The sequence below is a fragment of the Microbispora corallina genome (assembly GCF_016863035.1).
Classification (GTDB): domain Bacteria; phylum Actinomycetota; class Actinomycetes; order Streptosporangiales; family Streptosporangiaceae; genus Microbispora; species Microbispora corallina.
Genome location: NZ_BOOC01000042.1, coordinates 1 through 25893 on the forward strand (window position 1 = coordinate 1; position 25893 = coordinate 25893).

18 protein-coding genes are annotated in these 25893 nt (G+C 71.7%); 7 read left to right on the forward strand and 11 right to left on the reverse strand.

Annotation, left to right across the window (positions count from 1 at the left end):
- Positions 1 to 5: 5 nt before the first annotated feature.
- The 5 genes from Mco01_RS32495 to Mco01_RS32515 form a co-directional block, all read right to left on the reverse strand.
- The gene (locus Mco01_RS32495; RefSeq protein ID WP_239104079.1) at positions 6 to 1154 is read right to left on the reverse strand and encodes a Gfo/Idh/MocA family protein; all 1149 of its coding nucleotides are present in this window, start codon (positions 1152 to 1154) and stop codon (positions 6 to 8) included.
- 20 nt (positions 1155 to 1174) lie between these two features.
- Positions 1175 to 2233 carry an ABC transporter substrate-binding protein gene (locus Mco01_RS32500; RefSeq protein ID WP_204060665.1) on the reverse strand — a complete coding sequence of 353 codons (1059 nt, stop codon included), beginning with the start codon at positions 2231 to 2233 and terminating at the stop codon, positions 1175 to 1177.
- Positions 2234 to 2333: 100 nt separating this feature from the next.
- Positions 2334 to 3362 carry an ABC transporter permease gene (locus tag Mco01_RS32505; protein ID WP_239104080.1) on the reverse strand — a complete coding sequence of 343 codons (1029 nt, stop codon included), beginning with the start codon at positions 3360 to 3362 and terminating at the stop codon, positions 2334 to 2336.
- Positions 3359 to 4849, reverse strand: a complete 1491-nt coding sequence (locus Mco01_RS32510; RefSeq protein ID WP_204060666.1) for a sugar ABC transporter ATP-binding protein — start codon at positions 4847 to 4849, stop codon at positions 3359 to 3361. The genes Mco01_RS32505 and Mco01_RS32510 overlap by 4 nt, the downstream gene beginning before the upstream one ends.
- Positions 4850 to 5229: 380 nt before the next feature.
- Positions 5230 to 6519, reverse strand: a complete 1290-nt coding sequence (locus tag Mco01_RS32515) for an ROK family transcriptional regulator (RefSeq protein ID WP_239104081.1) — start codon at positions 6517 to 6519, stop codon at positions 5230 to 5232.
- Between the two features lie 242 nt (positions 6520 to 6761).
- Between Mco01_RS32515 and Mco01_RS32520 the strand changes: the two genes are divergently transcribed.
- From Mco01_RS32520 to Mco01_RS32535, 4 genes are all read left to right on the forward strand, one after another.
- Entirely contained in the window at positions 6762 to 8045 is a 1284-nt protein-coding gene (locus Mco01_RS32520; protein ID WP_204060667.1) for an ROK family transcriptional regulator, read from the forward strand.
- Positions 8046 to 8166: 121 nt separating this feature from the next.
- Complete coding sequence (locus tag Mco01_RS32525) at positions 8167 to 13965, forward strand: ThuA domain-containing protein (protein ID WP_204060668.1); 5799 nt, start codon at positions 8167 to 8169, stop codon at positions 13963 to 13965.
- Positions 13966 to 14107: 142 nt separating this feature from the next.
- On the forward strand, positions 14108 to 14788 hold the full coding sequence (locus Mco01_RS32530) for a hypothetical protein (RefSeq protein ID WP_204060669.1): 681 nt from the start codon (positions 14108 to 14110) through the stop codon (positions 14786 to 14788).
- Positions 14785 to 15342, forward strand: a complete 558-nt coding sequence (locus tag Mco01_RS32535) for a hypothetical protein (RefSeq protein ID WP_204060670.1) — start codon at positions 14785 to 14787, stop codon at positions 15340 to 15342. The genes Mco01_RS32530 and Mco01_RS32535 overlap by 4 nt, the downstream gene beginning before the upstream one ends.
- A gap of 144 nt (positions 15343 to 15486) precedes the next feature.
- Here Mco01_RS32535 and Mco01_RS32540 read toward each other — a convergent pair whose 3' ends face one another.
- A complete protein-coding gene (locus Mco01_RS32540) occupies positions 15487 to 16374 on the reverse strand; it encodes an RDD family protein (protein WP_204060671.1) in 888 nt (295 codons plus the stop codon).
- Between the two features lie 41 nt (positions 16375 to 16415).
- Between Mco01_RS32540 and Mco01_RS32545 the strand changes: the two genes are divergently transcribed.
- On the forward strand, positions 16416 to 17408 hold the full coding sequence (locus Mco01_RS32545; protein WP_204060672.1) for a stage II sporulation protein M: 993 nt from the start codon (positions 16416 to 16418) through the stop codon (positions 17406 to 17408).
- Between the two features lie 22 nt (positions 17409 to 17430).
- On the opposite strand, the gene Mco01_RS32550 is transcribed toward Mco01_RS32545, so the two are convergent.
- The 5 genes from Mco01_RS32550 to Mco01_RS32570 all read right to left on the reverse strand — a co-directional run bounded on the left by Mco01_RS32550 (position 17431) and on the right by Mco01_RS32570 (position 23017).
- Complete coding sequence (locus tag Mco01_RS32550) at positions 17431 to 18762, reverse strand: DUF58 domain-containing protein (protein WP_204060673.1); 1332 nt, start codon at positions 18760 to 18762, stop codon at positions 17431 to 17433.
- 79 nt (positions 18763 to 18841) lie between these two features.
- Positions 18842 to 19825, reverse strand: coding sequence for an AAA family ATPase (locus tag Mco01_RS32555; RefSeq protein WP_204060674.1), 984 nt, complete (start codon positions 19823 to 19825; stop codon positions 18842 to 18844).
- Positions 19822 to 21018 (reverse strand): DUF4350 domain-containing protein, encoded by a 1197-nt coding sequence (locus Mco01_RS32560; RefSeq protein ID WP_204060675.1) that lies wholly within the window; start codon positions 21016 to 21018, stop codon positions 19822 to 19824. The genes Mco01_RS32555 and Mco01_RS32560 overlap by 4 nt, the downstream gene beginning before the upstream one ends.
- Entirely contained in the window at positions 21015 to 21656 is a 642-nt protein-coding gene (locus tag Mco01_RS32565) for a DUF4129 domain-containing protein (RefSeq protein ID WP_204060676.1), read from the reverse strand. Before Mco01_RS32565 ends, Mco01_RS32560 begins: the two co-directional genes overlap by 4 nt.
- Entirely contained in the window at positions 21653 to 23017 is a 1365-nt protein-coding gene (locus tag Mco01_RS32570; RefSeq protein WP_204060677.1) for a DUF7847 domain-containing protein, read from the reverse strand. Before Mco01_RS32570 ends, Mco01_RS32565 begins: the two co-directional genes overlap by 4 nt.
- A 426-nt stretch (positions 23018 to 23443) precedes the next feature.
- On the opposite strand from Mco01_RS32570, the gene mtrA reads away from it, so the two are divergent.
- Together mtrA and mtrB are read left to right on the forward strand one after the other, a co-directional pair.
- Positions 23444 to 24121 (forward strand): MtrAB system response regulator MtrA, encoded by a 678-nt coding sequence (gene mtrA / locus Mco01_RS32575; RefSeq protein WP_036327899.1) that lies wholly within the window; start codon positions 23444 to 23446, stop codon positions 24119 to 24121.
- 10 nt (positions 24122 to 24131) lie between these two features.
- On the forward strand, positions 24132 to 25883 hold the full coding sequence (gene mtrB / locus Mco01_RS32580) for an MtrAB system histidine kinase MtrB (protein WP_204060678.1): 1752 nt from the start codon (positions 24132 to 24134) through the stop codon (positions 25881 to 25883).
- Positions 25884 to 25893: the final 10 nt, after the last annotated feature.

Sequence of the window (25893 nt, forward strand, 5' to 3'; positions counted from 1 at the left end):
CCTGGTCATGAACCCTCCACAGTTGTAAAGCGGCTGCCGTCAGCCGCGCTCCGCTCGACGGCGGCCAGCACCCGCTGCACCCGCAGACCGTCGTCGAAGGACGGCTCGGGGGCGGTGCCGGCGGCGATCGCCTCGATGAAGTCCTTCACCTCGTGGGTGAAGCTGTGCTCGTAGCCCAGGCCATGCCCGGGCGGCCACCAGGCGCCGACGTAGGGGTGCGAGGACTCGGTGGCCAGCACCCGCCGGAACCCGGCCTCGGCGCCGTCGAGAGTGTGGTCGTGGAACCACAGTTCGTTCATCGCCTCGAAATCGAAGGCCAGGCTGCCCAGCGAGCCGTTGACCTCGATGCGCAGCGCGTTCTTGCGCCCGGTCGCGAAGCGGGTGGCCTCGAAGGAGGCCAGCCCGCCGCCGCTGAGCCGGCCGATGAACAGCGCGGCGTCGTCGACGGTGACCGTGCCTCTCCCGGCGCCGCCACCGGCCGAAAGCCCCGCCGAGCCGGAGGCCAGGGGACGCTCCTTGACGAAGGTCTCGGTCAGCGCCGACACTCCGGTCAACCGCTCACCGGTGATGTACTCGGCGGTGTCGATGATGTGTGCGCCGATGTCGCCGAGCGCGCCGGAGCCCGCCTTGTCCTTCTGCAGCCGCCACACCAGCGGGAACTCAGGGTCGACGATCCAGTCCTGCAGATACTGCGCCCGCACGTGCCGGATCTCGCCGAGCCTGCCCTCGGCGACCCACCGCCGGGCGAGCGCGACGGCGGGTACGCGGCGGTAGTTGAAGGCGACCATCGAGCGCGCCCCACGGGCGGCGGCGGCGCGGGCGGCGGCGGCCATGGCCTCGGCCTCGGCGACGGTGTTGGCCAGGGGCTTCTCGCAGATGACATGCTTGCCCGCCTCCAGTGCCGCGATGGCGATCTCGGCGTGGCTGTCGCCCGGCGTGCAGATGTCGATGATCTGCACGTCGTCGCGGTCGATCAGGCGCTTCCAGTCGGTTTCCGCGTGGGCCCAGCCCAGCTTCTCGGCGGCCTGCGCGGTCGCCTCGGCGGATCTGCCCGCCAGCGCGACCATCGCGGGTTCGAGTGGCAGGTCGAAGAACGCGTCCACGCTGCGCCAGGCCTGCGAGTGGGCACGGCCCATGAACGCGTAACCGATCATGCCGACTCCGGCGACCGGCCTCATGACTCGAAACCGGTCGGCAGGTACTTGGCGGCGTTGTCCTTGGTGACGGTCTCCGACGTCAGCGTGATCGACTGCGGCACCTCGTTCTCCAGCAGGTCGCCCATGCCCTTGCCCTGCGCGATCAGGCGGGCAAGCTTGATCGCCGAGCCGGCCATCGTGGGGCTGTAGGTGACGGTGGCCTTCAGCACGCCCGAGTCGGCCTGGATGTCGCGCATCGCGTTGGCCGAGCCGGCGCCGCCGACCATGAAGAACTCGTTGCGCCCGGCCTCCTTGATCGCGGCCAGCACGCCGATGCCCTGGTCGTCGTCGTGGTTCCAGATCGCGTCGATCTTCTTGTGCGCCTGGAGCAGGTTGCTCGCCACCTGAGTGCCGGACTCCACGGTGAACTTGGCGTCCTGCTGCGCGGTCACCGTGAACCCGTACGTCTGCAGGGCGTCGGCGAACCCCTTGCTGCGGTCCTGCGTCAGCGGCAGCGTCGCGATGCCCTGGATCTCCAGGATCACCGGGTTCGACACGCCCTTGTCCTTGAGCGTCTTGCCGATGTAGTGGCCGGCGGCCACACCCATGCCGTAGTTGTCGCCGCCGATCCAGGTCCGGTACGACAGCTTGTCGGGGAAGACCCGGTCCAGGTTGATCACCGGGATGCCGGCGTCCATCGCCTTGCGGGCGACCTGGTTGAGCTGCTGGCCGTCGTTGGGGAGGATGACCAGCGCGTTGACCTTGGCCTGGATCAGCGACTCGACCGCGGAGATCTGCTGGTTGATGTCGTTGGTCGGCTCGACCGACTTGAGCTCCACGTCGGAGTACCGCTTGGCCGCGTCCCGCGCGTTCTGCGTGATCGCCGCGATCCAGCCGTGGTCGGCGGCGGGGGCGGAGAACCCGATCAACACCTTGGTGCCGGGCTCGTCGTTGCCGCCGCTCGCGACCGTCTGCGCGGCGGCCGGAGCGCTCGCCTGCGCCGCGGGCTCGTTGCTGGTGCAGGCGGTGACGAGGGCTCCGGCGCCGATGACGGCACCACCGAGGAGGAAGCCTCGGCGGCCGGGATTCTGGGTCATATCGTTCGTTCTCCCTTGCAGTGGGGGTGGAGAAGGGCGTGAGGAACCGGGACCGCGGCCGTGCGGCGGCAGACCTGGGAGATCGAGGGTGTGTCGGGGGTCAGGTGACGGATTTGAGACTTCGCCGCTGCAGCAGCACGGCGATGACGATGATCAGGCCCTTGGCGATGAGCTGGTCACTGGTGTTGAGCCCGTTCAGGATGAACAGGTTCGTGATCACGGTGAAGATCAGCAGGCCGAGGATGGAGCCGATGATCGTGCCCCTGCCGCCGGTGAGCAGGGTGCCGCCGATGATGACGGCGGCGATGGCGTCGAGCTCGTACAGGTCGCCGTGGGTGGACGACCCGGTGGTCGTGCGGGCCATGATGAGCACCGCGGCGATCCCGCAGCACAGTCCGGACAGCGCGTACAGCAGCACGGTGTGCCGGCGCACGTCGATGCCGGCCAGGCGCGCGGCCTCGGGATTGCCTCCGACCGCGTAGGTGCGCCTGCCGAACGTGGTGCGGTTCAGCAGCACCCAACCCAGCACCACGACGACCGCGAAGACGTAGACCAGCACCGGCAAGCCCAGCACCCGCGTCGTGGACATGTCCACGATCGCCTGGTTGGCCTGCTGGACCAGTTGGGTTCTGCGATCCGACATCCGCTGGGCGAGCCCGCGGGCGGCCACCAGCATCGCCAGCGTCGCGATGAACGGCACCATCCGTCCGTAGGAGATCAGCAGCCCGTTGACCAGTCCGGCCCCGGTGCCGACCAGCACCGCGCAGAGCACCATCACCACGGGTCCGTACGACTGGGTGGCCAGTGTGGTGGCCCACACCGAGGCGAGGGCCATCACGGCGCCGACCGACAGGTCGATCCCGCCACCGATGATCACGAAGGTCACGCCGACCGTGATCACTCCGATGGTCGCGGCCAGCGACAGGACGCTCACCAGGTTGGACCCGGTGGCGAAGGTCTCGGGGACCGTCACCATGCCCACCACCGCCAGCAGCGCGAGCGCGATGATCAGACCGAGATGCGGGATCCCCCCGAGTCTGCTCCACATCGTCGGCCCAGGGGTCGGTTTGCCGCGCTGTGCCCGGGCGTTCGCCTGCTCGTCCACCGCGGGCGTCAGAGAGTCGCTCACGCCGGCCTTCCTTCCATGATCATGTCCAGGATGTGGTGTTCGTCGAGGTCTCGGGCGTCGCTCTGGTGAATCAGGCGCCCCTCCCGGATGACCAGCACCCGGTCCGCCAGGCCGAGCACCTCGGGCACCTCGCTGGAGACCAGCAGCACCCCGACACCCTCGTCGGCCAACTTCCTGATTACGGCGTACAGCTCCGCCCGCGCCCCGACGTCCACCCCCCGGGTCGGCTCGTCGAGCAGCAGCAGCTTGCGGCCGTTGATCAGCCAGCGCGCCAGTACCGCCTTCTGCTGGTTGCCTCCGGAAAGGTTCTTGATCGGCCGGTCCAACTGAGGGGGGCGGATTCCCAACTCCTCGACCTGCCGCCTGGCGTCGGACGCCTCCCGGCTGCGATTCATCCAGCCGAACCTCGCGTAGCGGTCGAGGCTGCTCAGGGAGATGTTCCGCATGACGCTCTGGTCGAGCAGCAGCGCCTGGGCTTTGCGCTCCTCAGGGGCCAGGCCCATGCCGGCCCGGACGGCGCGGCTGGGGCTGCCGCCGCGGACCGGTGAGCCGTTCAGGATGACGCGGCCGTCGGCGCGGCGGGCTCCGTAGATCGCCTCGACGATCTCCGAGCGGCCCGATCCCACCAGCCCGGCCAGTCCGACGATCTCTCCGGCCCGCACGGTGAACGACACCTCGTCGACCCGGCCGGGGACGGTCAGTCCCTCCACCCGCAGGACCTCGGGACGGCCGTCGTGGCTGCCGGGACGGGGCCGGGGCGGGAAGACATGCTCGACGTTGCGGCCGGTCATCAGCGAGACCACCTGTGAGGTGGGCGTCTCCTTGGCCGGCAGTCCGACCGCGACCGTGCGCCCGTCCTTCAGCACCGTCACCCGATCGCCGATCTCGCGGATCTCCTCCAGCCGGTGCGAGATGTAGATCACCGCCACGCCCTGCGCGGTCAGCTCCCGGATGATGCGGAACAGGTTGGCCACCTCGTCGTGGGCCAGGGCCGCCGACGGCTCGTCCATCACGATCAGCCGCGTGTCGTACGAGAGGGCCCGTGCCATGCTCACCACCTGTTTGGCGGCCGGCGACAGCCGGCCCACCTCCGTCGTGGGGCGGATCTCGCCGTGGCCGAGCCCGGTCAGCAGTTCCCGGGTGGCCCGGTTGACCTCGCTCTGACCGACGAACCCCAGACGGGCCGGCTCGTGACCGAGGAAGACGTTCTCGGCCACGCTCAGTCCGTCGACCAGGTCCAGTTCCTGATAGATCGTGGAGATGCCGAGCCGGATCGCGGCCGTCGGACCAGTCAGGCGGACCTCCTGGCCGCCGAAGACGATGGTGCCCTCGTCGGGCTGGTGTGCCCCGGCCAGCACTTTGATCAGGGTCGACTTGCCCGCGCCGTTCTGGCCGAGCAGGCAGTGCACCTCCCCGGCGCGAACGTCGAGGTCGACGCCGTCCAGAGCGCGCACGCCAGGGAACTGCTTGACGATTCCTCGCATCATGAGGAGAGACGCCGAGTCGGATGATGACGGCGGCACAGGAGCCTCCAGGGGATCTGGGTGCGTCTGGTGTCCCGCCCGCCTGACGGCGCCGCTGGGCACCACCGCGGCGGCACCGAGGTCGGCGTCAACGGTGCCGATGCGGTTACGGCGGCCGATCAGGCGGGCGGGACGTTCTGGTGGAGGGGAAGGGGCATGGTGGGGGATCCCGCCCGCCTGACCGCATGCCTCATGGCCGCGGCACTCGGGATGGGCGGGGGTGACGAGGGACGCGGAACAGGACGGTCAGGCGGACGGGACGTCGAGATCGGGCGGGGGGACGTTGCGGGCGGGAGGCAGGGGTTACGGTGAGTGAGACGTGCGGGTCATGGTGGTTGCCGCGATCACTTGGGATCTCGGATCGCGATGGCTGTGGGGTCGGACAGAGCACGTTCGACGACGACGCCGGCGGCCCCACGTGAGGCGGCGCCGAAGCCGAGGTCGGAGGCGGCGAACCGGAAGCGGTCACCGGCGCCGGTCATGTCCAGTCGCGCCATCTCCTCCTGGGCGGCGGGGATGAGCCGGTCGGCGAGCTTGGCGAAGTAGCCGCCCAGCACGATCACCCGTGGGTTGAAGAGATTGATCAGCGTCGCCGCCCCGAATCCGAGCCAGCGGCCCACCTCGGTGACGGCCGCGTCGACGCGCGGGTCTCCTTCGGCCTGCCGCTGTTCGATCTCGGCCAGCCGCTCCTCGGGATCGCGGACGACCTGCGGGCCCATGCCGTACGCGTGGTCGGGGGTGGCCATGCGGACCAGCGCGGCCAGCCCGACCTTGGTCTCCCAGCAGCCGACGCGGCCGCAGCGGCACGGCTCGCCGGACGGATCGACCATGACGTGGCCGACCTCCCCGGCGAATCCGTCCGCTCCACCGAGCAGCCGGCCGCCGGAGATGATGCCGCCGCCCACGCCCACCTCGCCGGTGAGGTAGATCAGGTCAGGGGTGCCCGCCGCGGTGCCCGAGGTGTACTCGGCCAGAGCGGCGAGGTTGGCGTCGTTGTCCACCGTGATGGGGATGTGCCCGGCGATGTCGGCGCGGGACAGCCGCTCCGCCACCGCCACCCCGCGCCAGCCGAGGTTCGGGGCGACGACGACGGTGCCGGTGCCGGCGTCGATGAGACCGGGGACGGCCACGGTGATCCCGGCCGGCGTGACCCCGAGCCGGTCGAGGTCGGCGACGGTCTTCTCGACCATGCGGGCCATCTCGTCCAGTGAACGATCAGGGCCGGATCCCATGGCGTCGAAGCCGATGCGCCGGTCGATGAGCACTCTGCCGGCAAGATCGGTTGCGATGGCGGCGATGTAGTCGACGTTGACTTCCATGCCCAGGGCGCCGACCCCCGAGCCGTCCAGGACGAGCGCGACACTTGGGCGGCCGACAGAGCCGGCGTGCTGCGGTCCCGTCTCCTTGACCAGCCCGCGTGCCTGCAACTCGCTCACCAGACTGGTGACGGTGGTCTTGTTCAAGCCGGTGGCGACGGCGACGGCCGACCGGGAGCATGGGCCGTACGTACTCACGTGACGCAGCACCAGAGCGAGGTTGGAACGGCGCACACTGGCCTGGTCCGCGGCGACTCCCGCGGACCAGCACCGACTCATCGAGTCGGTCGTCTGGCCGTCGCTCCTGCCGTGGTCCACGCCGCTCCTTAATTAGTCCGCATGGCTGGCCGAATTAAAGGCAGCGATCTCCTGAGGACGCAAGGGTGAAACCGGTTACATGTTCTGTAACGTTCCCGTAACCGCAGGGGGGATAGCGGCTGATCTGCGCGGAAGCCGGCGATGCCAACTCGTTACAGATTCTGGGGGTGCATGGACGGACATCTTCGTGTTACAACCCTGATTAATTGATCTCAGAGACAAACAAAGGGCAGGTGGGGTGGGTGACGAACGAGCCGCACCTCGCCCGTGCCACTGGCGGCGCGGCGCCGCCGGCGGGCCCCGCCGCGCTCCGCAGGGCGAACCTCTCGCTGGTGCTGCGCGAACTGCGCGACCACCCGTCCCTGTCCCGCGCCGACATCGCGGAGGCGACCGGGTTGCACCGGGCCACCGTCTCCAACCTCATGGCCGAGCTCCTGGAACGGCGACTGGTGCGGGAGGTCGGCGTCGAGCACGCGGGGGCGATCGGACGTCCCAGACGGGCGGTGGCGCTGCACGGCGCGCACGTCGGCGCCCTGGGCATGGAGATCAACGTCGATTACATCGCGGTCCACGGGACCGACCTCAGCGGTCGCGTCCTGGTCGAGCGCCGAGTGGTCTTCGACGCGATGGGCAGCGGCCCGGACAGGGCGGTGCGCCGGCTCGGGCTCGTGGCCAAGGAGGCGGTGGAGGCGCTGCGGCGGGCTGGAACGGTCCCCGCCGGCATCGCGGTGGCCGTCCCCGGACTGGTCGACGTGGCGCGCGGCGTCGTGACACTCGCGCCGAACCTGTACTGGCACGATCTGCCGCTGGCCGACCGGTTGACCTCCATGCTCGGCCCGCTGAGCGTGCCGGTGCGGGTGGACAACGACGCCAACCTCGCCGCGCTGGCCGAGTACGTCTCGGGCGTCGCCGCGGGCACGCCGGACCTGGTCTACCTCACCGGTGAGGTCGGCGTCGGCGGCGGCATCATCTCGGGGGGCAGACTCCTGCGCGGAGCGGACGGCTTCTCCGGTGAGGTCGGACATCTGCGGGTCGATCCGAAAGGCGACCGGTGCGGCTGCGGCCGCGTCGGCTGCTGGGAGACCAAGGTCGGCCTGGCCGCGCTGGTACGTGCGACCATGCCGGAACAGGCGTACGGGCTTCCCGGCAAGCCGGTGCCGGACCCCGGCGAGCGAGTGGCCGACATCGCCCGGGGCCTGGCCTCCGGCGACCGGCGGATGACGATGGCGGTGGCGCAGGCCGGTGAGTGGCTGGGGCTCGGTGGCTCCATCCTGGCCAACCTGTTCAACCCGCGAGTGATCGTCGTCGGTGGTCACTTCGCCTCGCTGGCCCAATGGCTGCTGCCCCACGCGCAGGATCAGCTGCGGCGGCTCGTGGTGGCCGCTCCCGCCGTCCAGTGCCGATTCGTCGCCTCCACGCTCGGCTTCGGCGCAGCCTCCCGCGGCGCCGCGAGCATGGTGGTCAACCACATCCTCGACGACCCGACGACGATCATGGATCCGCTACCCCGGCCGGCAGCCCACTGACGGCCCCCTCAGACCTGGAGACGGCACCCTCCAGCACCCGCAATGTCCGCTACCACCAAGTGGCAACAAGCGCGGCGGCGCGCGCCTTGCCTGACCTCCCCCCAGTCAGGAAGGGTTTTCCATGTCACCACGTCATCGAACGTGGGCCAGGCTGCTCAACGCGGCCCTGCCAGAGAAGGGACGACGTCCGAGACGTCGAACCGCTGCGACGCTGGCCCTCGCCCTCGTCGTCCCCGTCATCACGTTCCTCGCGTCGCCCGCGAGCGCCGAGGCCGCGACAGCCGCGGCGGCACCCGACTTCAAGGTGCTCGTCTTCTCGAAGACCACCGGCTTCCGGCACGACTCGATCCCCGACGGCATCGCAGCCGTGCAGAAGCTCGGTCAGGAGAACAACTTCGCGGTCGACGCCACCGAGGACAGCGCTCTGTTCACGGACGAGAACCTGGCGCAGTACCAGGCCGTGATCTTCATGTCCACGACCGGCGACCCGCTGGGCACGCAGGAGCAGAAGGACGCCTTCCAGCGCTACATCGAGAAGGGCGGCGGCTTCGTGGGCGTCCACGCCGCCGCCGACAGCGGGTACAACTGGGCCTGGTACGGCAAGCTGGTCGGGGCGTACTTCAAGCAGCACCCGGCGATCCAGCAGGCCACGGTCAAGGTCGAGGACCCGGCGCACCCATCGACCAAGGACCTGCCGACGACCTGGACCCGTACCGACGAGTGGTACGACTACCAGACCAATCCGCGCGGCACGGTCCATGTCCTGACGTCGATGGACGAGAAGTCCTACACCGGTGCCACGATGGGCGCCGATCACCCGAACACGTGGTGCCAGGACTTCGACGGCGGCCGTTCGTGGTACACCGGGCTCGGCCATCTCAAGGAGAACTACAGCGAGCCGAACTTCCTGAAGCTGCTTCTGGGCGGCATCGAGACCGCTGCCGGAGCGGTCAAGGCCGACTGCTCGGCCTCGCAGAGCGACAGCTTCGAGAAGGTCACGCTCGACGACAACACGTCGAACCCGATGATGCTGGACGTCGCCAAGGACGGCCGGGTCTTCTACATCGACCGGCTGGGTGACGTCAAGATCATCAAGCCTACCGGCGGCACGGTGACGGCCGCTCACCTCAACGTCTTCACCGCCAACGAGAGCGGCCTGCTCGGGGTGGCGCTCGACCCCGGCTTCGCCTCGAACCACTGGGTGTACCTCTACTACTCGCCCAATGGGGAGAACGTCGACCGGCTGAGCCGGTTCACGGTCACCGGTGACGCCCTGGACCTGTCGAGCGAGAAGAAGCTTCTCGACGTCCCGGTGCAGCGGGCCGAGTGCTGCCACCACGGCGGCGGCTTGGTGATGGATCCCAAGACCGGCAACCTGTGGCTGGCCGCGGGCGACAACACCAACCCGTTCGCCTCCGACGGCTACGCGCCGCTCGACGAGCAGCCCGGCCGGTCCAGCTGGGACTCCCAGCGCACCGCGGCCAACACCAACAGCCTGAGCGGCAAGCTGCTGCGTATCCACCCCGAGGCTGACGGCACCTACACGATCCCGTCCGGCAACCTGTTCGCGCCGGGCACGGATAAGACCAGGCCGGAGATCTACGGCATGGGCTTCCGCAACCCGTTCCGCATGGGTCTCGACGCCAAGACGGGCAACATCATGCTCGGCGAGTACGGCCCCGACGCCAACGCGGCGAGCTCCACCCGGGGTCCGCAGAACACGGTCGAGTGGAACCTCATCTCCAAGCCGGGCAACTACGGATGGCCGTACTGCATCGGCAACAACACCCCGTTCGTCGACTACGACTTCGCCACCAAGACGTCGGGATCGCCGTTCAACTGCGCGGCGCCGGTCAACAACTCCCCCAACAACACCGGCCTGACCAACCTGCCGCCGGTGATCCCCGCGACGATCTGGTACCACTACGCGTCCGACCCGCAGAACTTCCCCGAGATGTCCGGCGGCGCCCCGATGGGCGGTCCGGTCTACCGGTACGACGCGAACCTGCAGTCGGATGTGAAGTGGCCGGCGTACTGGGACGGCAAGGCCATATTCGGTGAGTGGAACAACAACGCCATGTGGTCGTTCCAGCTCAACGAGGACGGCACCAAGCTCGTCGAGATGAACCGGATCCTTCAGTCCCTGAGCTTCAAGAAGCCCATGGACATGAAGTTCGGCCCTGACGGCGCGCTGTACCTGATCGAGTGGGGCTCCGGCTTCGGCGGCGACAACGCCGACTCCGGCGTCTACCGCATCGAGTACACCAAGGGCACTCGCCCGCCGATCGCGCACGTCACGGCGGACAAGACCGACGGGCCCCTGCCGCTGAGCGTCAAGTTCTCCAGCGACGGCAGCCGGGACCCCGACGACAAGGCGATCACCTACGCCTGGGACCTCGACGGCGACGGCACGACCGACTCCACCGACCCCAACCCCACCTTCACATACGAGAAGGCGGGCGAGTACAGCGTGGTCCTGACCGTCAAGAACGCCGACGGCAAGACCGCCACGGCCAGCGTGTCGATCAGCGCGGGCAACACCCGTCCCACCGTCACCGTGAACGTGCCGCCGAACGGCGCCTTCTTCGAGTTCGGCGACCAGGTGAAGTTCAAGGTCACCGTCACCGACCCCGAGGACGGCACGATCGACTGCGACAAGGTCCAGATCCAGGCGATCCTCGGCCACGACAGCCACGGCCACCCGCTCGACCAGCTCAAGGGCTGCGAGGGGACTCTGCAGACCTCGCAGAGCGGCCACGGCGAGACGGACAACCTCTTCTACGTGATCGAGGCCAGCTACACCGACGGTGGCGCCGGTGGCGCCAAGCCGCTGACCGGGCGGGGTCAGGTCATCCTGGAGCCCAAGCGCAAGCAGGCTGAGCACTTCGCGCAGACCGGCCGGGTGTCCGACGGCAAGGGCACCGACGCCGCGGGTGTCCAGACGGAGACCTCGAGCGACCCGCAGGGTGGCAACCTCAACATCGGGTTCGTCGAGGACGGCGACTGGTGGTCGTTCGACCCGGTGAACCTGTCGAACGTCTCCGCGATCCGGTTCCGGGCCTCCTCGGCCGGCGCCGGCGGGACCGTGCAGGTACGGGCGGGCGACCCCGAGACCGGCACCCTGGTCGGCTCGGTCGATGTGACGCCCACCGGCGGCTGGCAGACGTTCACCGACGTCACGCTCAATCTGACCAACCCGCCGACCGTAAGCGGACCGCTGTACTTCGTCGTGCGCAAGCCGGCGAGCGCGGCCAACGACGCCTACCTGGCCAACTTCAACTGGGTCGACTTCGTCGGCAAGGGGGCCACGGAGAACCAGCGTCCGACCGTGACCGCCACGGCGAGCCAGGCGACGGGCGTCGCCCCGCTGAAGGTCGACTTCAAGGCGACGGCCGCCGACCCCGAAGGCGACCCGATCACCTACAAGTGGAACTTCGGGGTGAACGGCGCGCCGCAGCCCACCACCGCCAACGCGAGCTACACCTACACCGCGCCGGGCACCTACACCGCCGTGGTGACCGTGACCGACGACAAGGGCGCGTCGGGCACCGCCCAAATCCCGATCAAGGTGGACGCGGCGGCCACGGTGTGCTTCACCGGCCGTTCCGACGACTTCCTGGGTAACCAGCTCGACCGTGACCGCTGGTCGGTCATCCGGGAGAACCAGGACCTCAAGGTCGCGGACGGCAAGCTCGTGATCCCGACGTCGACCACCGACATCTACAGCACGGGCGGCAACACGCCGAACATCGTCGTGCAGCCGGCGCCGTCGGGTGCCTGGACCGCCACCGCCAAGCTCACGCTGGACGCGCGTGACGCGTACCAGCAGGCGGGCCTGATCATCTACGGCGACGACGACAACTACGCCAAGATGGTGCTGCAGGCGCGGTCGACTTCGGGTTCCAACCACGCCAGCCGCATCTTCCAGTTCATCCGCGAGGACAAGGGCGCCCCGAACGAGGTGTCGGCGAGCAACTCCGCCAGCCTCGGGGACACCTACCCCGACACGGTGTACGTGCGGTTCGTCAGCGACGGCACCAACATCACCGCCCACTACTCGGCGGACGGCACCACGTTCACCGCAATGCCCGAGACGAAGCCGCTCGCCGGGATCACCAACCCGAAGATCGGCCTGATCTCGCTCGCCGGGGCGAACCACCCGGTGGTGAACGCGTCCTTCGACTGGTTCTCCATCACGCCGGACGACAAGGCGACCGCAGCGGACCCGAACGACGAGTTCAACGGCACGGCGCTCGACGCGTGCCGCTGGAACGCGGTCGTGCGCCCCGACGCGACGGCCGCCCGGATGACCGGTGGCAACCTGGAGCTCGACACCACGACAGGTGACATCTACACGACCACCAACACCGATCCGAAGAACTTCATCCTGCAGACGGCGCCGAGCGGCGACTGGACGCTGGAGACCAAGGTGGATGCCTCGGCCCTCAACGAGCAGTACCAGCAGGGCGGTCTGATGGTGTACGCCGGTGACGACGACTACGTGAAGTTCGACTTCCTCACCACCAATGCCGCGGGGTCGGCGGTGGCGCGGACCATCGAACTGCGCAGCGAGGTCGGCGGAACCGTGCAGAACCCGCAGCCGCAGGTGAACAACCTCACCACAGGTGTGTGGTGGCTGCGCCTGAAGAAGGTGGGAGACAGCTTCACCGGCTCCTACTCCTCCAACGGCACGACCTGGACCGATCTCGCCACGAACGGCACGCCGGCCGTGGTGAAAAACAGCGTGGTGGCGAACGCGTCGAAGGTCGGTGTGTACAGCATCGGCACCAGCCAGAAGGCGTCGAAGACGGTCAAGTTCGACTACTTCCACCTGATCAAGGGAGCGGCGAACGAGGACAAGACCGCGCCGGTGACGACGGCGACCGCCGACCCGGCAGCGCCGGCGAGCGGCTGGTTCACCGGTCCCATCTCGGTCACGCTGACGGCCGCCGACGAGGCGAACGGCAGCGGGGTCGACAAGACCGAGTACCAGTCGGACGGCGGTGCCTGGACCGCCTACAGCGCTCCGGTCGTCGTCTCGGGCGACGGCTCGCACACGCTGGCCTACCGCTCGGCCGACAAGGCGGGCAACGTCGAGGACGCCAAGACCCTGACGGTCAAGGTGGACGCGACGGCGCCGGTGACCAGCGCGACGGTCGCTCCGGCGAACGACGAGGGCTGGCACAACGGTGCGGTTCCGGTGAGCCTCGCCGCGACGGACGCCACGTCCGGTGTGGCGAAGACCGAGTACTCCCTGGACGGCGGCGACTGGACGCCGTACAGCGAGACGGTCGACCTGTCGGGCGAGGGGCAGCACGAGCTGCGGTACCGCTCGGCCGACAAGGCCGGGAACGTCGAGGAGATCAAGGCCGCCACGGTCAAGATCGACACGAAGGCCCCGACCGTCGTGGTCTCCGGCGTGGCGGACGGGCAGAAGTACGGCGACAGCCTGAACCTGACCATCGGCTGGACGGCCGTCGACAACGGCTCCGGGATCAAGACGGTCACCGGCACGCTGGACGGCAAGCCGTTCACGGCGGACACGGTCCAGGCGCTGTACGAGCTGGCTCTGGGCGAACACACGCTCACCGTCACCGCCGTCAACAACGCCGGCAACCAGACCGTTCAGACGGTGACGTTCTCCGTCGTGACCTCGACGGATGACATCGCCGCCCTGATCGACCGCTTCGAGGCCGCGAGCAAGATCAGCGCCAAGAGCGCCGACAGGCTCCAGACCAACCTCGCGACCGTGCGCGACGCGGAGAACAAGGACAAGAAGACCGACAAGATCATTAAGGAGCTGCAGAAGTTCAAGGACGTCGTCAACGACCAGAAGGTCGTCTCCGACGACCAGGTCCGCGACACGCTCCTGCGGGACGCCGACGCGCTGATCGCCCAGTACGGCGGCACCGAGCACTGACAGAAACGGGGCCGCGGCCCCGAAGGGGTGCCGGGCGACCGCAGGGAGACCCGGCACCCCCGTCCGACCACCCGGGGTCCCCGCGACACGCGTCGCGGGGCACCCTCGTTCCCCACAGATCCCCGCGTGCGCCCATCAGGAGGTGGCGGTCATCAGCCGACGCACGGAACCGACGCCGATCCGGCGTCCGGCCCGGAGCCGGGCGCTCGGCCTCGCGGCCGTCTTCATGCTCGGCGCGCTCGTCGCCGGCGGCCTGGTCTTCGCGGCGACCCGGCCGAGCTCCACCGAACAGATCGCGGACCGGCTCAGGGCCGAGGACGCTCTCCGGGACAAGGCGCAGATCAAGGCGCTCACCGAGCTGGCCCGCACCACCCGCGATCGGCTCGTCCCCGTGCTCGAAGGCCTGGGCCGCGTCATGCCCGTCGACGGCACCGCCGGACCGGCCGTCGTGACCCCCGCGGACGTCGCCCGCTGGCGGCAGGCGGCCGCCACGGCCGTCGACGGCTTCGCCGATCCGCCTTCCGGCGAAACCGCGACCAACATCGCGAGGTCGAGTCTCGCCTCCGCCGTACGGCAGATCGCCACCACCGTGGACACGTACGCGGCCTCGCGGGGACTCACCGGACAGATCCGGACGACCGTGATGGACCTCGCCGTGCGGCAACGCGCCGCCGCGCTCTTCACCTGGTCGGTCGGAGCCACCGCCCTCGACGCGGTCAACGTCGACGCGGGCTACGGACACCAGCACGTGTTCCTGCCGGCCTCGCCCGGCGACGGGGCCCTCACCCCCGACCCCGAACCTGAAGGGACCCACGAGTCGTGAACAAGACTCTGCGATACGTCATGACCCTCTTGCTGGCAGGACTCGTGCTGATGCTCGGGGCGCCCGCGGCCTCGGCCCACGAAGGACCGATCAAGCTGGAGGTGGCCGGGGACGGCGGCCAGAACGTCAACGTGCTGGCCACCTGGAAAGAGGACGGCCATCCCGTCACGGAGATCGTCGAGGCGACGTTGGTCGCGACCTCCACCGACGGCCGTTCCTTCGGACCGGTTCCCCTCAGGTCGTCACCCGAGGGCCAGAACCTCTACCACCTCGCCGAGCCGCTGCCTGCCGGCGAGTGGAAGGTCACGGTGACCGCGACCGAGCCCTCCAAGGCCAGCCTGACGACGAAGGTGAACGCGCGGGACATCGCCGCCGGATCCGCCGCGGCGGCGGCCCCGCTCGGACCGGAAAGGCCGGCGACCGCCTCCGCGCAGGACGCCGGGGTGTCGTTCGGGACGCCGCTCCAGATCGGCGTCATCGCCCTCGCGGCGTTGGCGGCCGTCGCGGTCGGGATCGCCCTCATCCGCCGCGGGCGGCCAGGCATCCGGCGCTGACGATCCTGACCGCTGACGGAAGCGGGCGGGCACGCCCGGTGCGACCTCTCCCTCTGCGCGCCCGGCGTGCCCGCCTCAACCCCACTGCAGGTGTGCCCCATGACCTGCAATGGCCACAGGTGCCCCGCATTTCGCGGCCTACACCTAAACGGGCGGAAGAAATCCCCCGGGAGTCGGATCCGCCGGTTCCGCCGGCCGCGCGGGCCCCTGGGTGACCGGCCCCGGTACGCCGCCGTACGGGCGGGGAACCCCGGCGTGCACGGGCCGTTCGTACGAGGGGAGCGGGCGGCGCGCCCGGGCGAGGCGCGCCTCGTCGCGGCGCCGGCGCTCGGCGAGGACGGCGGCGAGATAGGCGTGCGGCGGCACCCCGGGCGGGGGCGGGGGCGCGACCTGGGCGGCGACGCGGGCCGCGATCCGCGTCCCCATCTCGTCCCGGGTCCGCGGCGCGAGCTGGTGCCAGCGGGACAGGTATCCCCGGGCAGTGTCGGCCACCTCGCCGGTCAGCTGCGACAGCTCCAGCATCGCGGCCCACGAGGCGAGCTGCGGCGGCATGGCGGGGGGAGGGTCCTGCCGGGGGACCCTCTCGCTGATGACGATCGTGCCGGCGAAGACGTCGCCGAGCCGCTTGCCGCTCCGGTTGAGCAGCGACGTGATCAGCGCGGGCGCGCCCATGAACGTCCAGAACTCGACGAACCCGGCCAGCCCCCGGAACAGCGCCTGCCGGAAGCGCTCGGGGCCCCCGTCGTCGCTCACCACGCGCAGGCCGAGCGCGAGCTTGCCCAGCGTGCGGCCCCGGCTCACGGTCTCGGAGATCACCGGGTAGCCCACGAGCACGAGCACGGTCAGCAGGATGAGCAGGCCGGTGCTCAGCGCCTCGTCCGCGATGACGGACGCGTGGGACACCAGGACGTACGCCACGATCAGGACGGCCCACTGGAGGACCCAGTCGACGACGACGGCGAGGGCGCGGCTCGGCAGCTGGGCCACCCGGACCTCGACGACGACGGCTTCGCCGGTCACGACTTCGGACACACTGCGCACCCTACTGCGACCCTGTCGGTAGGGTCCCATGCGTGGACATGGACGCGTTCGTCGCCGCGAGCAAGCCGACCTGGGACCGGCTCGAGGACCTGGTCCGGCGGCACCGCCGGCTGACGGGCGCGGAGGTCGACGAGCTGGTCGAGCTCTACCAGCGGGCCACCACCCACCTGTCCGTCGTCCGCTCGGGCTCGACCGACGCCCTGCTGGCCGGCCGCCTGTCCTCGCTGGTGGCCCGGGCGCGCTCGGCCGTGACGGGGGCCCACACCCCGGCCTGGCGGGAGGTCGTCCGGTTCTTCACGGTGTCGTTCCCCGTGACGGCCTACCGCGCCCGCCGCTGGTGGCTCGGGGCCGCCGCGGCCTCGCTGGTCGTCGCCTACGTCGTCGGCGTGTGGGTGGCCAGGAACCCCGACGTCCAGGCGGCCGTCGGCACGCCGGAGGACATCAGGCAACTCGTCGAGCACGACTTCGCCGACTACTACTCCGAGCACCCGGCCGCGTCGTTCGCCGGCGAGGTGTGGATCAACAACGCCTGGGTGTCGATGCAGGTCATCGTCTCGGCCGTCCTGCTGGGCATCCCGATCCCGTGGATCCTGTGGCAGAACGCGGCGAACGTCGGCCTGCTCGGCGGGCTCATGCACGCGCACGACAGGGCCGGCGTGTTCTGGGGGCTGATCCTGCCGCACGGCCTGCTGGAGCTGACCGCGGTCTTCCTAGCCGCCGGGGTGGGGATGCGGCTCGGCTGGACGGTGATCGACCCCGGCCCGCGACGGCGCGGCGAGGCCCTGGCGGAGCAGGGCCGGGCCGTGATGAGCGTCGCCCTCGGCCTGGTGGCCGTGCTGTTCGTCTCCGGCCTGATCGAGGCCGGCGTCACGCCGTCCGGCCTGCCCACCTGGGCGCGCGTCTCGATCGGCGTCCTGGCCGAGGCGCTCTTCCTGACGTACGTGATCGTGTTCGGCCGGCGGGCCCTGCGGGACGGCGAGACGGGCGACATCGAGCAGGCCCCCGACCTGGCGCCCACGGCCTGACCGCGAGTCGCGCGTACGGAGGTCAGAGGCGGCCGGCGGCCTTGAGGGCGAGGTAGGCGTCGGCGAGGGCGGGAGCGAGGTCCTCGGGGAGGGCGTCGACGACCTCCACCCCCTGACGGCGCAGCAGCGAGACGATGCGCCGCCGCTCGCCCCTGAGCTGCTCGGCCGCGGCGGCGTCGTAGACGCGCTCGGCCGTGCCCCGGCCCGCGGCCATGGCCGCGACCTTCGGGTCGGCGACGGAGGCGACCAGCACGAGGTGGCGGCCCGACAGCTGGGGCAGCACGGGCAGCAGGCCCTCCTCCATGGCGGCCGGGTTCAGGTCGGTCAGCAGCACCACCAGGCAGCGCCGCCTCGCCCTGGCCAGCACGGCTGCCACCATCCCCGGGCCGTCCGACTCGACCAGCTCCGCCTCGATCGGGGCCATCGACGTCACCAGGGACGACAGCAGCTCGGTGCGGGAGGCGCCGGACAGCCAGGCGCGCACGCCCCTGTCGTAGGCCAGGAAGTCGACCCGGTCGCCCGCGCGGGCGGCCAGGGCGGCCAGCAGCAGCGCGGCGTCCATCGACCAGTCGAGCCGGGGCCATCCGGCCGTCCTGCCGCCCGCGCCGGGGATGGGCGAGACGCCGACGCGGCCGGCCGACGTGCGTCCCGTGTCGAGGACGATCAGGACCCGCCGGTCGCGCTCGGGCCGCCAGGTGCGGACGACGACGTCGCTGCGCCGCGCGCTGGCCCGCCAGTCGATGGACCGCACGTCGTCGCCGACCACGTACTCCCGCAGCGAGTCGAACTCGGTGCCCTGGCCGCGGACGAGCGCCGGGTGCCGGCCGTCCAGCTCGCGCAGCCGGGCCAGCCGCGCCGGCAGGTGCCTGCGGCTGAGGAACGGCGGCAGCACCCGGACCGACCACGGCACCCGGTGCGTGCCCTGCCGCGCGGCCAGTCCGAGCGGACCGACCGAGCGGACGGTCACGGTCACGGCCTCCCGGTCGCCCCTCCTGGTCGGGGTCAGCGTCGTCTCCAGCCGCCTGCGCTCGCCACGGGGGACGTCGACGCGGAGGTGGCGGGGGGTCGCGCCGGCCGAGGGCGGCCACGCGTCGCGCAGCACTCCCCGCACCCTCCGGGGCCCGGAGTTCTCCACGACCAGGCCGACCCGGACGGACTGGCCGAGCCGCACCAGGCGCTCGCCGTCCCGCTGGAAGCGCAGCCCGCGCACGCCGCCCGCGAGCAGCAGGTCAACGACGACCAGCGCGGCCAGCAGGAGCAGGATGCCGGCCACGGCGAGGCCCGGCCGCGGGGCGAACAGCACGAGGACGGCGCCCAGGGCCGCGAGCAGCCCGGCGCGACCGGTCAGCGCCATGGCGGCCGCCCGGTCGGCCCGGCCGGAGGCTGGGGCTGCGTCATCGTGAGAGGCTCCCTTCGGTACGGCCCGCCGGGTGTCATCGAGGGACGGGCACGGAGGCGAGGATGCCCTCGAGGATCCCGTCCGGGGTGGCCCCCTCCAGCTCGGCCTCCGGGCGCAGCTGCACCCGATGCCGCAGCGCGGGCCGGGCCAGGGCCTTCACGTCGTCAGGGGTGACGTACGCGCGGCCGGACAGCCAGCCCCACGCCCGGGCGGCGGCCAGCAGCGCCGTCGCGCCCCGAGGGGACACGCCCACCTGCAGGGACGGCGACTGGCGGGTGGCGCGGGCCAGGTCGACGACGTAGCCGAGCACCTCGGGCCCGACGTGCACCTGCCGGACGGCCCGGCGGCCCGCCTCCAGGTCGCCCGCCGTGGCGACCGCCTTGATCTCCGACAGGTCGCGCGGGTCGAAGCCCAGGGCGTGCCGCTCCAGGACGGCGATCTCCTGCTCGCGCGGCGGCAGGGGCACCGTGAGCTTCAGCAGGAACCGGTCGAGCTGGGCCTCGGGAAGCTGGTAGGTCCCCTCGTACTCGATGGGATTCTGCGTGGCGGCCACGATGAACGGGTCGGGCAGCGGGCGCGCCGTCCCCTCGACGCTGACCTGACGCTCCTCCATCGCCTCCAGCAGCGCGGCCTGGGTTTTCGGCGGCGTCCGGTTGATCTCGTCGGCGAGCAGCAGGTTCGTGAAGACGGGCCCCTCGCGGTACTCGAACTCCGCCGTCCGCGCGTCGTACACCAGCGAGCCCGTGACGTCGCCCGGCATGAGGTCGGGGGTGAACTGGACGCGCTTGAAGTCCAGCGACAGCGTCGCCGCGAGCGTGCGGACCAGCAGCGTCTTGGCCACTCCCGGCACGCCCTCCAGCAGCACGTGCCCCCGGCACAGCAGCGCGATGACGAGGCCGGTGACGACGGCGTCCTGCCCGACCACGGCCTTGGCGACCTCGGCGCGCAGCGCGCCCAGCGCCTCCCGCGCGGCGTCGGACCCCGGCGGCGCGGGGGATGGGGATCCCGGTGTGGTCACGACTCTCGTACCTGCCTTTCGAGTGTGTCGAGGTGGCCGGCCAGGGCCACCAGCGCGGCGTCGTCCGCGGGCGGCGGGCCGTACAGCGCCGACCGCACCCGCTCCGGGTCCTCCCCGGTCCGTACGGCGACGGCGGCGGCGATCTCGTCGAACGTCGCGGTCCGCGGAAGTCCCAGGGGCGCGGTGAGACGGTCGGCCGCGGCGGCCCGCAGCGCGAGCGCGGCCCGGTCCCTGGCTCTGCGCGCCCGGTAGAGCCGGCCGCGTCCCTCCACCGTCTCGGCGGCCCGCACGACCACCGGCAGCCGCTCCGCGACGACCGGCCCGAGGCGGCGGCCCCGCCACAGCGCCACCACGCCGACCGCGGCGACCAACTGGACCACCGCCCAGCCGACGCCGTCCGGGATGAGGTCGCCCAGCCCGCGTCCGCCGCCCGAGCCGCCGTCACCCGAGTCGTCGTCGCCCATGCCGTCCGCGTCGTCGGCGTCCGGGGGGACCAGCCAGATCAGCCGGGGCCGGGCGCCGGCGAGGTTCACGGCGAGCGCCGCGTTGCCGTCCTCGGCCAGCCTGCGGTTGGTGAGGAACGCGCCGTCCCCCACCACCGTGACCGTGCGGCCGCCGGTCGCGTAGCGGACCAGCGTGGGCCGTCCGTCGTCCGGGTAGCAGCCGGTCGACCCGGGCGGCCCGGTGAACGCCGTGCCGCCCATGTGGGCGCTGCCCGCGCGGACGGCCTCCCTCAGCGCGCACCCGGGCTCGCGTGAGCGGGGGCGGGCCGGCTCCCTCCTCGCGGTGACGCCGCTCGCGAGGACGTCGAGGTAGGGCACCTGCCCGACGACCAGCCGGTCGCCCGGCGCCGCTCCGATGCGGGACGCCTCGTCCCTGGTCAGCGCGCTCGCCTCGGTGACGAGGAGAAGGGTGTCCGGCCCCGCCTGCGCCAGCGCGCCGGCCACGCCGTCGGCCCGGCTCACCGACACGCCGTGGGCCGTCAGCAGCGCCGACAGCGCGCCGCTCCCCGACAAGGAGGTGTCGCCGGGGTCGAGGTACCTGCCGCTTTCCTCGGAGGGCGCCAGCAGCGCGGGGACCAGGGCGGCGACGAGGACGAGCACCGCGACCAGCAGCACGGCCCGCCCGCGGCGCCACAGGGCGCCCGCGGTCGGCGAGACCGGCGCCGGGCTCCCGGCCACGGTCACGGTCATGTGCCGGCGTCCAGCGAGACCCGCGCCGCCCGCAGGCGCTCGTCGAGGCCGGCCATCGTCTCGTACGCCTCCCGGGTGCCGGGGACCTCGCCGTACGTGACGTCGTCGAACACCCGCGCGGCGGCGCGCAGGTCGGCCGCGTGGGCCGGCAGGGCCCGTCCCGCGACGTCGGCGAGCTCCATGGCCGTGCGGCCGGGCAGCGGGGTCACGATGGCGCGCTCCTCCAGGTCGCGGGCGACGGCCCGCAGCCGCTCCCGGATCGCGCTGCTCCAGTCTCCCTCGGCCGCGAGCCGCCCGGCGGCGGCGCGGTGCTCGGCGGCGGTCAGCTCGCCCCGCTCGAACACGCCGCCCGCGCCCGCCCCGCGGTCACGCGACATGCGGCGCAGCGCCCACAGCAGCAGGGCGGCGAGGGCCACGAGGACCACGACGATGAGGACGAGCGACAGCACGCCGCCGGCCGTGCCGCCGCCGGCGTCCAGCAGGTCGCCCAGGAACTGCGTGAACGTCCGCCACATCCGGTCGAGGACCGACTCGTGCTGGTAGACCGGCTTCAGCAGCTCGCGGGCCGCCTCGCGCCGGGCCTCCTCCCGCCCGGCGTCGGGCCCGGCGAGCAGGAGCGCGGCCGCCGCCAGGGTCATGGCCGGGGCCCGTAGTAGGGGCCGGGGGCGGCGGGGTCCGTGCCCGCGGCGTACGAGGGGTGCCAGAGGTCGTCGACGCTCGCGTGCACCCAGCCCTGGGTGGCGTTGCGGGCGGCCGCCGTCTGCAGCACGAGGTCGAACGCCTCGGCCCGCATCCGCCGGTCGGCGTACAGCAGGCCGTTCACCCCGGCCTGGAACGGATAGGTGATCATGGCGCTCACCACGTTGCCGAGCGTCAGCGCGAGCGCCGCGAGCAGGGAGGCGGCGGGCGAGTGCCCCAGCAGCCCGAGCAACGAGCCGCCGATCGAGAACGGCACCGACAGCACGCCGCTGATGAGCGCCGCGAGCAGCTGCGTCAGCAGCAGGATGCCCAGCACGCGCCACGTGTCGCCCTTCACCAGCCGCCACGAGCGGCGCATCGCGTCGGTCACGCCGCGGCGCTCCAGCACCACGGCGGGCGCCGACAGGGCGAACCTCGACTGGAAGAACAGCACGTACGGGATGTAGAGCAGCAGGAACACAAGGGCGAGCACGACCGCGAGACCGACCCCGCCCGAGGCGTCGAACGCCCCCGCCACCGTGAGCGTCACGAACAGCAGGACGGCCACGATCAGCGGCGCCAGCATGAGGAGCCCCTGGACGAGCACGAGCCCGAGCAGGGCCGGGACCCGCGAGCGCACGAGCGCCCAGGCCTCGCCGACCGTGATGCGGCCGCCGAAGACGGCGCGCCCGAGCACCCGCGTGAGGATGCCGGTGAGGACGGTGGTCGCGACGAACGTCATGACGAGCGTGGCCAGCGTGCCGACGAGCTGCGGCCCGATCCCGTCGAGCGGCGTCGCGTCGCCGGACGACAGGGCCGCCGGGTCGTTCATCACCTCGCCGAGCGACCCCAGCCTGACCGCCTGCCCGATGGCCAGCGGGACCGAGGTGATCGCGGCCACGATGGCGGACAGGCCGAGCGTGGCCCGCGGGTTCGAGCGGATCAGCTTGATGGTGCCGTCGAGGATGTCGCCCAGCGCCAGCGGCCGCAGCGGGATGATGCCGGGGCGCGGCGCCTGCGGCACCTGGCCGTACGGCCCGTATCCCTGGTATCCCTGGTATCCCGGTTGGGCCCCGGGCCCGCCCGGGTACCCCTGCCGGCCCTGCTGGCCATCGGGGGCGCCGGGCTGCTGACCGCTGTACGGGTGGCCCTGCCAGGAGCCGGGCGGGGGCGGCGGCGGGGGAGGAGCGGCCTGGCCGTCGTCCGGCCGGCCCTGGTCGCCGGGGGAGGCCCAGGACCCGGGAGCCGCGCCGTACGGCGGCGGCTGCGCGGCGGCCCAGCCCGGGGGCACGTCGGGGGTGGATCCGGGACCGTCTGTCATGTCCCAATCCTGGCATGATGTACGGCGCGCTGGAGCGGTGTGCGGGCGAGGGCGGGCCGTAATCCGGCGGACACGCGTGGGCGGGCGCGCGGCACGGCCGGGGACAGCGCCGGGGACAGGGTCGCGGGCAGCTCCCGGGACGGCGCCGGGGACACGGTCGCGGGCAGCTCCCGGGACGGCGCCGGGGACACGGCCGGGGGATGGCCGAAACGGTGGCCGCGAGCGCAGACTGGGAGCGTGGCCGCACCAAGGGATTCCCCCCGATGTGACCGCATCTGGTCAGATAATCGCGCGCTCCAGCGTGTGCGCCTAAACTCCATGCACTGTCCCGGTCGTGTAACGCCCAAGGGGCGGCCGCCGGTAGCCTTCGGGGGAACCTGTGACAAACGCCCAAAACTCCCAAACGCGTAGAACGAATGAGGGGCCATGAAAGGACGCGTGCTGGTCGTCGACGACGACGCCGCTCTCGCCGAGATGCTCGGCATCGTCTTGCGCGGGGAGGGGTTCGAGCCGTCGTTCGTCTCGGACGGCGACAAGGCGCTCGACGCCTTCCGGGACACGCGTCCTGACCTCGTTCTGCTCGACCTGATGCTGCCCGGCGCCGACGGGATCGACGTGTGCCGCCGCATCCGGGCCGAGTCCGGCGTCCCCATCGTCATGCTGACGGCCAAGAGCGACACGATCGACGTGGTGCTCGGGCTGGAGTCCGGCGCCGACGACTACATCGTCAAGCCGTTCAAGCCGAAGGAGCTCGTGGCCCGGGTGCGCGCCCGGCTGCGCCGCACCGACGAGCCGACCCCCGAGATCCTGCAGATCGGCGACATCACGATCGACGTCGCCGGCCACTCGGTCAAGCGTGCCGAGGAGACCATCAACCTGACGCCGCTGGAGTTCGACCTGCTGGTCGCGCTCGCCCGCAAGCCCCGCCAGGTCTTCACCCGCGAGGTGCTGCTGGAGCAGGTCTGGGGCTACCGGCACGCCGCCGACACCCGTCTGGTCAACGTGCACGTCCAGCGCCTGCGGGCCAAGATCGAGAAGGACCCCGAGCACCCCGAGATCGTCGTGACCGTGCGGGGCGTCGGCTACAAGGCCGGACCCGCGTAAGCCGCGCGCCATGCCGGCCCCCGCAAGGAAGCCCCGCCGCCGGACCCCGGGCCAGATCGCCCGAGGGGTCCGCAGGCGCGCGCGCCGCCTCGCGGGGAGGGCGCGCCGGGTCTGGCGGCGCTCGCTCCAGCTCAGGGTCGTCACCAGCACGCTCGTGCTGTCGGTGGCCGTCGTGGTCGTCCTCGGCGTCTTCCTGATGCAGTCGATCATCACGTCGGTGCTGCACGCCAGCGAGCTGTCCGCGGTCGAGGAGTCGCGGGCCAACATCGCCACCGCGAGCGGGCTGCTCACCCCGCCGCCGACCGACGTGACCGACGCGCCGCAGGACGCCGCGTCCGCGCTGCAGAACGGCAACCTCGTCGACGCGGCCGCCAAGGCGCTGGCCGACCGGTCCGGCGGCCGGTACGACGTGGTCGTCTTCAACGACAGCACGATCGGCGAGGGGCGCGCCTCCGGCAACGTCGACCCCGCCAGCATCCCCGCGAACCTCCGGGCCAAGGTCCAGGGCACCGTCGAGGAGGGGACGCTCTGGCAGCAGTTCGTGACGCTCAGATATCTCGGGAACAGGCCGCCGGAGAAGGGCATCGTCGTCGGCGCCCGGATCAACGGGACGTACGAGATCTACCACCTCTTCCCGCTCGGCGAGGAGGAGAACACCCTCGACGCCGTCCAGCGGATGCTGATCGGCGCGGGCGCGGCGCTCGTGCTGCTGCTCGCCGGCATCGCCTCCCTGGTCACCCGCCAGGTCGTCACGCCCGTACGGCTGGCCAGGCAGGCGGCCGAGCGTCTCGCCGCGGGACGCCTGGAGGAACGGCTCAAGGTGCGCGGCGAGGACGACCTCGCCCGGCTCGCCACCTCGTTCAACGAGATGGCCTCGACGCTGGCCGTCAAGATCCACCAGTTGGAGGAGCTGTCCCAGGTGCAGCGGCAGTTCGTGTCCGACGTCTCCCACGAGTTGCGCACGCCGCTCACGACCGTCCGGATGGCCGCCGACCTGCTGTACGAGGGCCGCGAGGGCTTCGACCCGATGGCCGCCCGGTCCGCCGAGCTCATGCAGGCCCAGCTCGAACGGTTCGAGTCGATGCTCGCCGACCTGCTGGAGATCAGCCGGTACGACGCGGGCGCCGCCACCCTCGACATCGAGTCGGTCGACATGCGCGACGTCGTCCTGCGGGCCGTGGGCGACTCCGAGGCGCTGGCCGAGCGGCAGGCGACCCGTTTCGAGCTGCGCCTGCCCAGTGAGCCGTGCGTGGCCGAGGTGGACAGCCGTAGGGTCGAGCGCATCCTGCGCAACCTGCTGTTCAACGCCATCGAGCACGGCGAGGGCAGGGACGTCGTCGTCACGCTCGGAGCCGACCGCGACGCCGTCGCCGTGGCCGTGCGGGACCACGGGGTGGGGCTGAAGCCGGGCGAGGAGACGATGGTCTTCGACCGCTTCTGGCGGGCCGACCCGTCCCGCGCCCGGACGATCGGCGGCACCGGTCTCGGCCTCGCCATCTCCCGCGAGGACGCGATGCTCCACGGCGGATGGCTGCAGGCCTGGGGCTCGCCGGGGGAGGGCAGCCAGTTCCGGCTGTCGCTGCCCCGCCTCGCGGGCGCGCCGCTGAAGGGCTCGCCGCTGCCGCTCGTGCCGCCGGAGGTCGAGATGCGGCGCACCTGGCGCAGCCACGTCACCCCGGTCCTGTCCCCGGCCGTCGCCGTCGCCGAGGCCGGGATGCGGGTCAGGGAGAACGCCGACGCGGGCGGTTTCGATGGCGACTGAGCCGCGCTCT

Coding starts and splice junctions, on each gene's coding strand:
- Mco01_RS32565 (WP_204060676.1), bottom strand. CDS start 21,656: ATGACCCTGGCGGCGGCCGCGCTCCTGCTCGCCGGGCCCGACGCCGGG.
- Mco01_RS32570 (WP_204060677.1), bottom strand. CDS start 23,017: ATGACAGACGGTCCCGGATCCACCCCCGACGTGCCCCCGGGCTGGGCC.
- Mco01_RS32500 (WP_204060665.1), bottom strand. CDS start 2,233: ATGACCCAGAATCCCGGCCGCCGAGGCTTCCTCCTCGGTGGTGCCGTC.
- mtrB (WP_204060678.1), top strand. CDS start 24,132: ATGCCGGCCCCCGCAAGGAAGCCCCGCCGCCGGACCCCGGGCCAGATC.
- Mco01_RS32560 (WP_204060675.1), bottom strand. CDS start 21,018: ATGACCGTGACCGTGGCCGGGAGCCCGGCGCCGGTCTCGCCGACCGCG.
- mtrA (WP_036327899.1), top strand. CDS start 23,444: ATGAAAGGACGCGTGCTGGTCGTCGACGACGACGCCGCTCTCGCCGAG.
- Mco01_RS32525 (WP_204060668.1), top strand. CDS start 8,167: ATGTCACCACGTCATCGAACGTGGGCCAGGCTGCTCAACGCGGCCCTG.
- Mco01_RS32495 (WP_239104079.1), bottom strand. CDS start 1,154: ATGATCGGTTACGCGTTCATGGGCCGTGCCCACTCGCAGGCCTGGCGC.
- Mco01_RS32550 (WP_204060673.1), bottom strand. CDS start 18,762: ATGGCGCTGACCGGTCGCGCCGGGCTGCTCGCGGCCCTGGGCGCCGTC.
- Mco01_RS32510 (WP_204060666.1), bottom strand. CDS start 4,849: ATGATGCGAGGAATCGTCAAGCAGTTCCCTGGCGTGCGCGCTCTGGAC.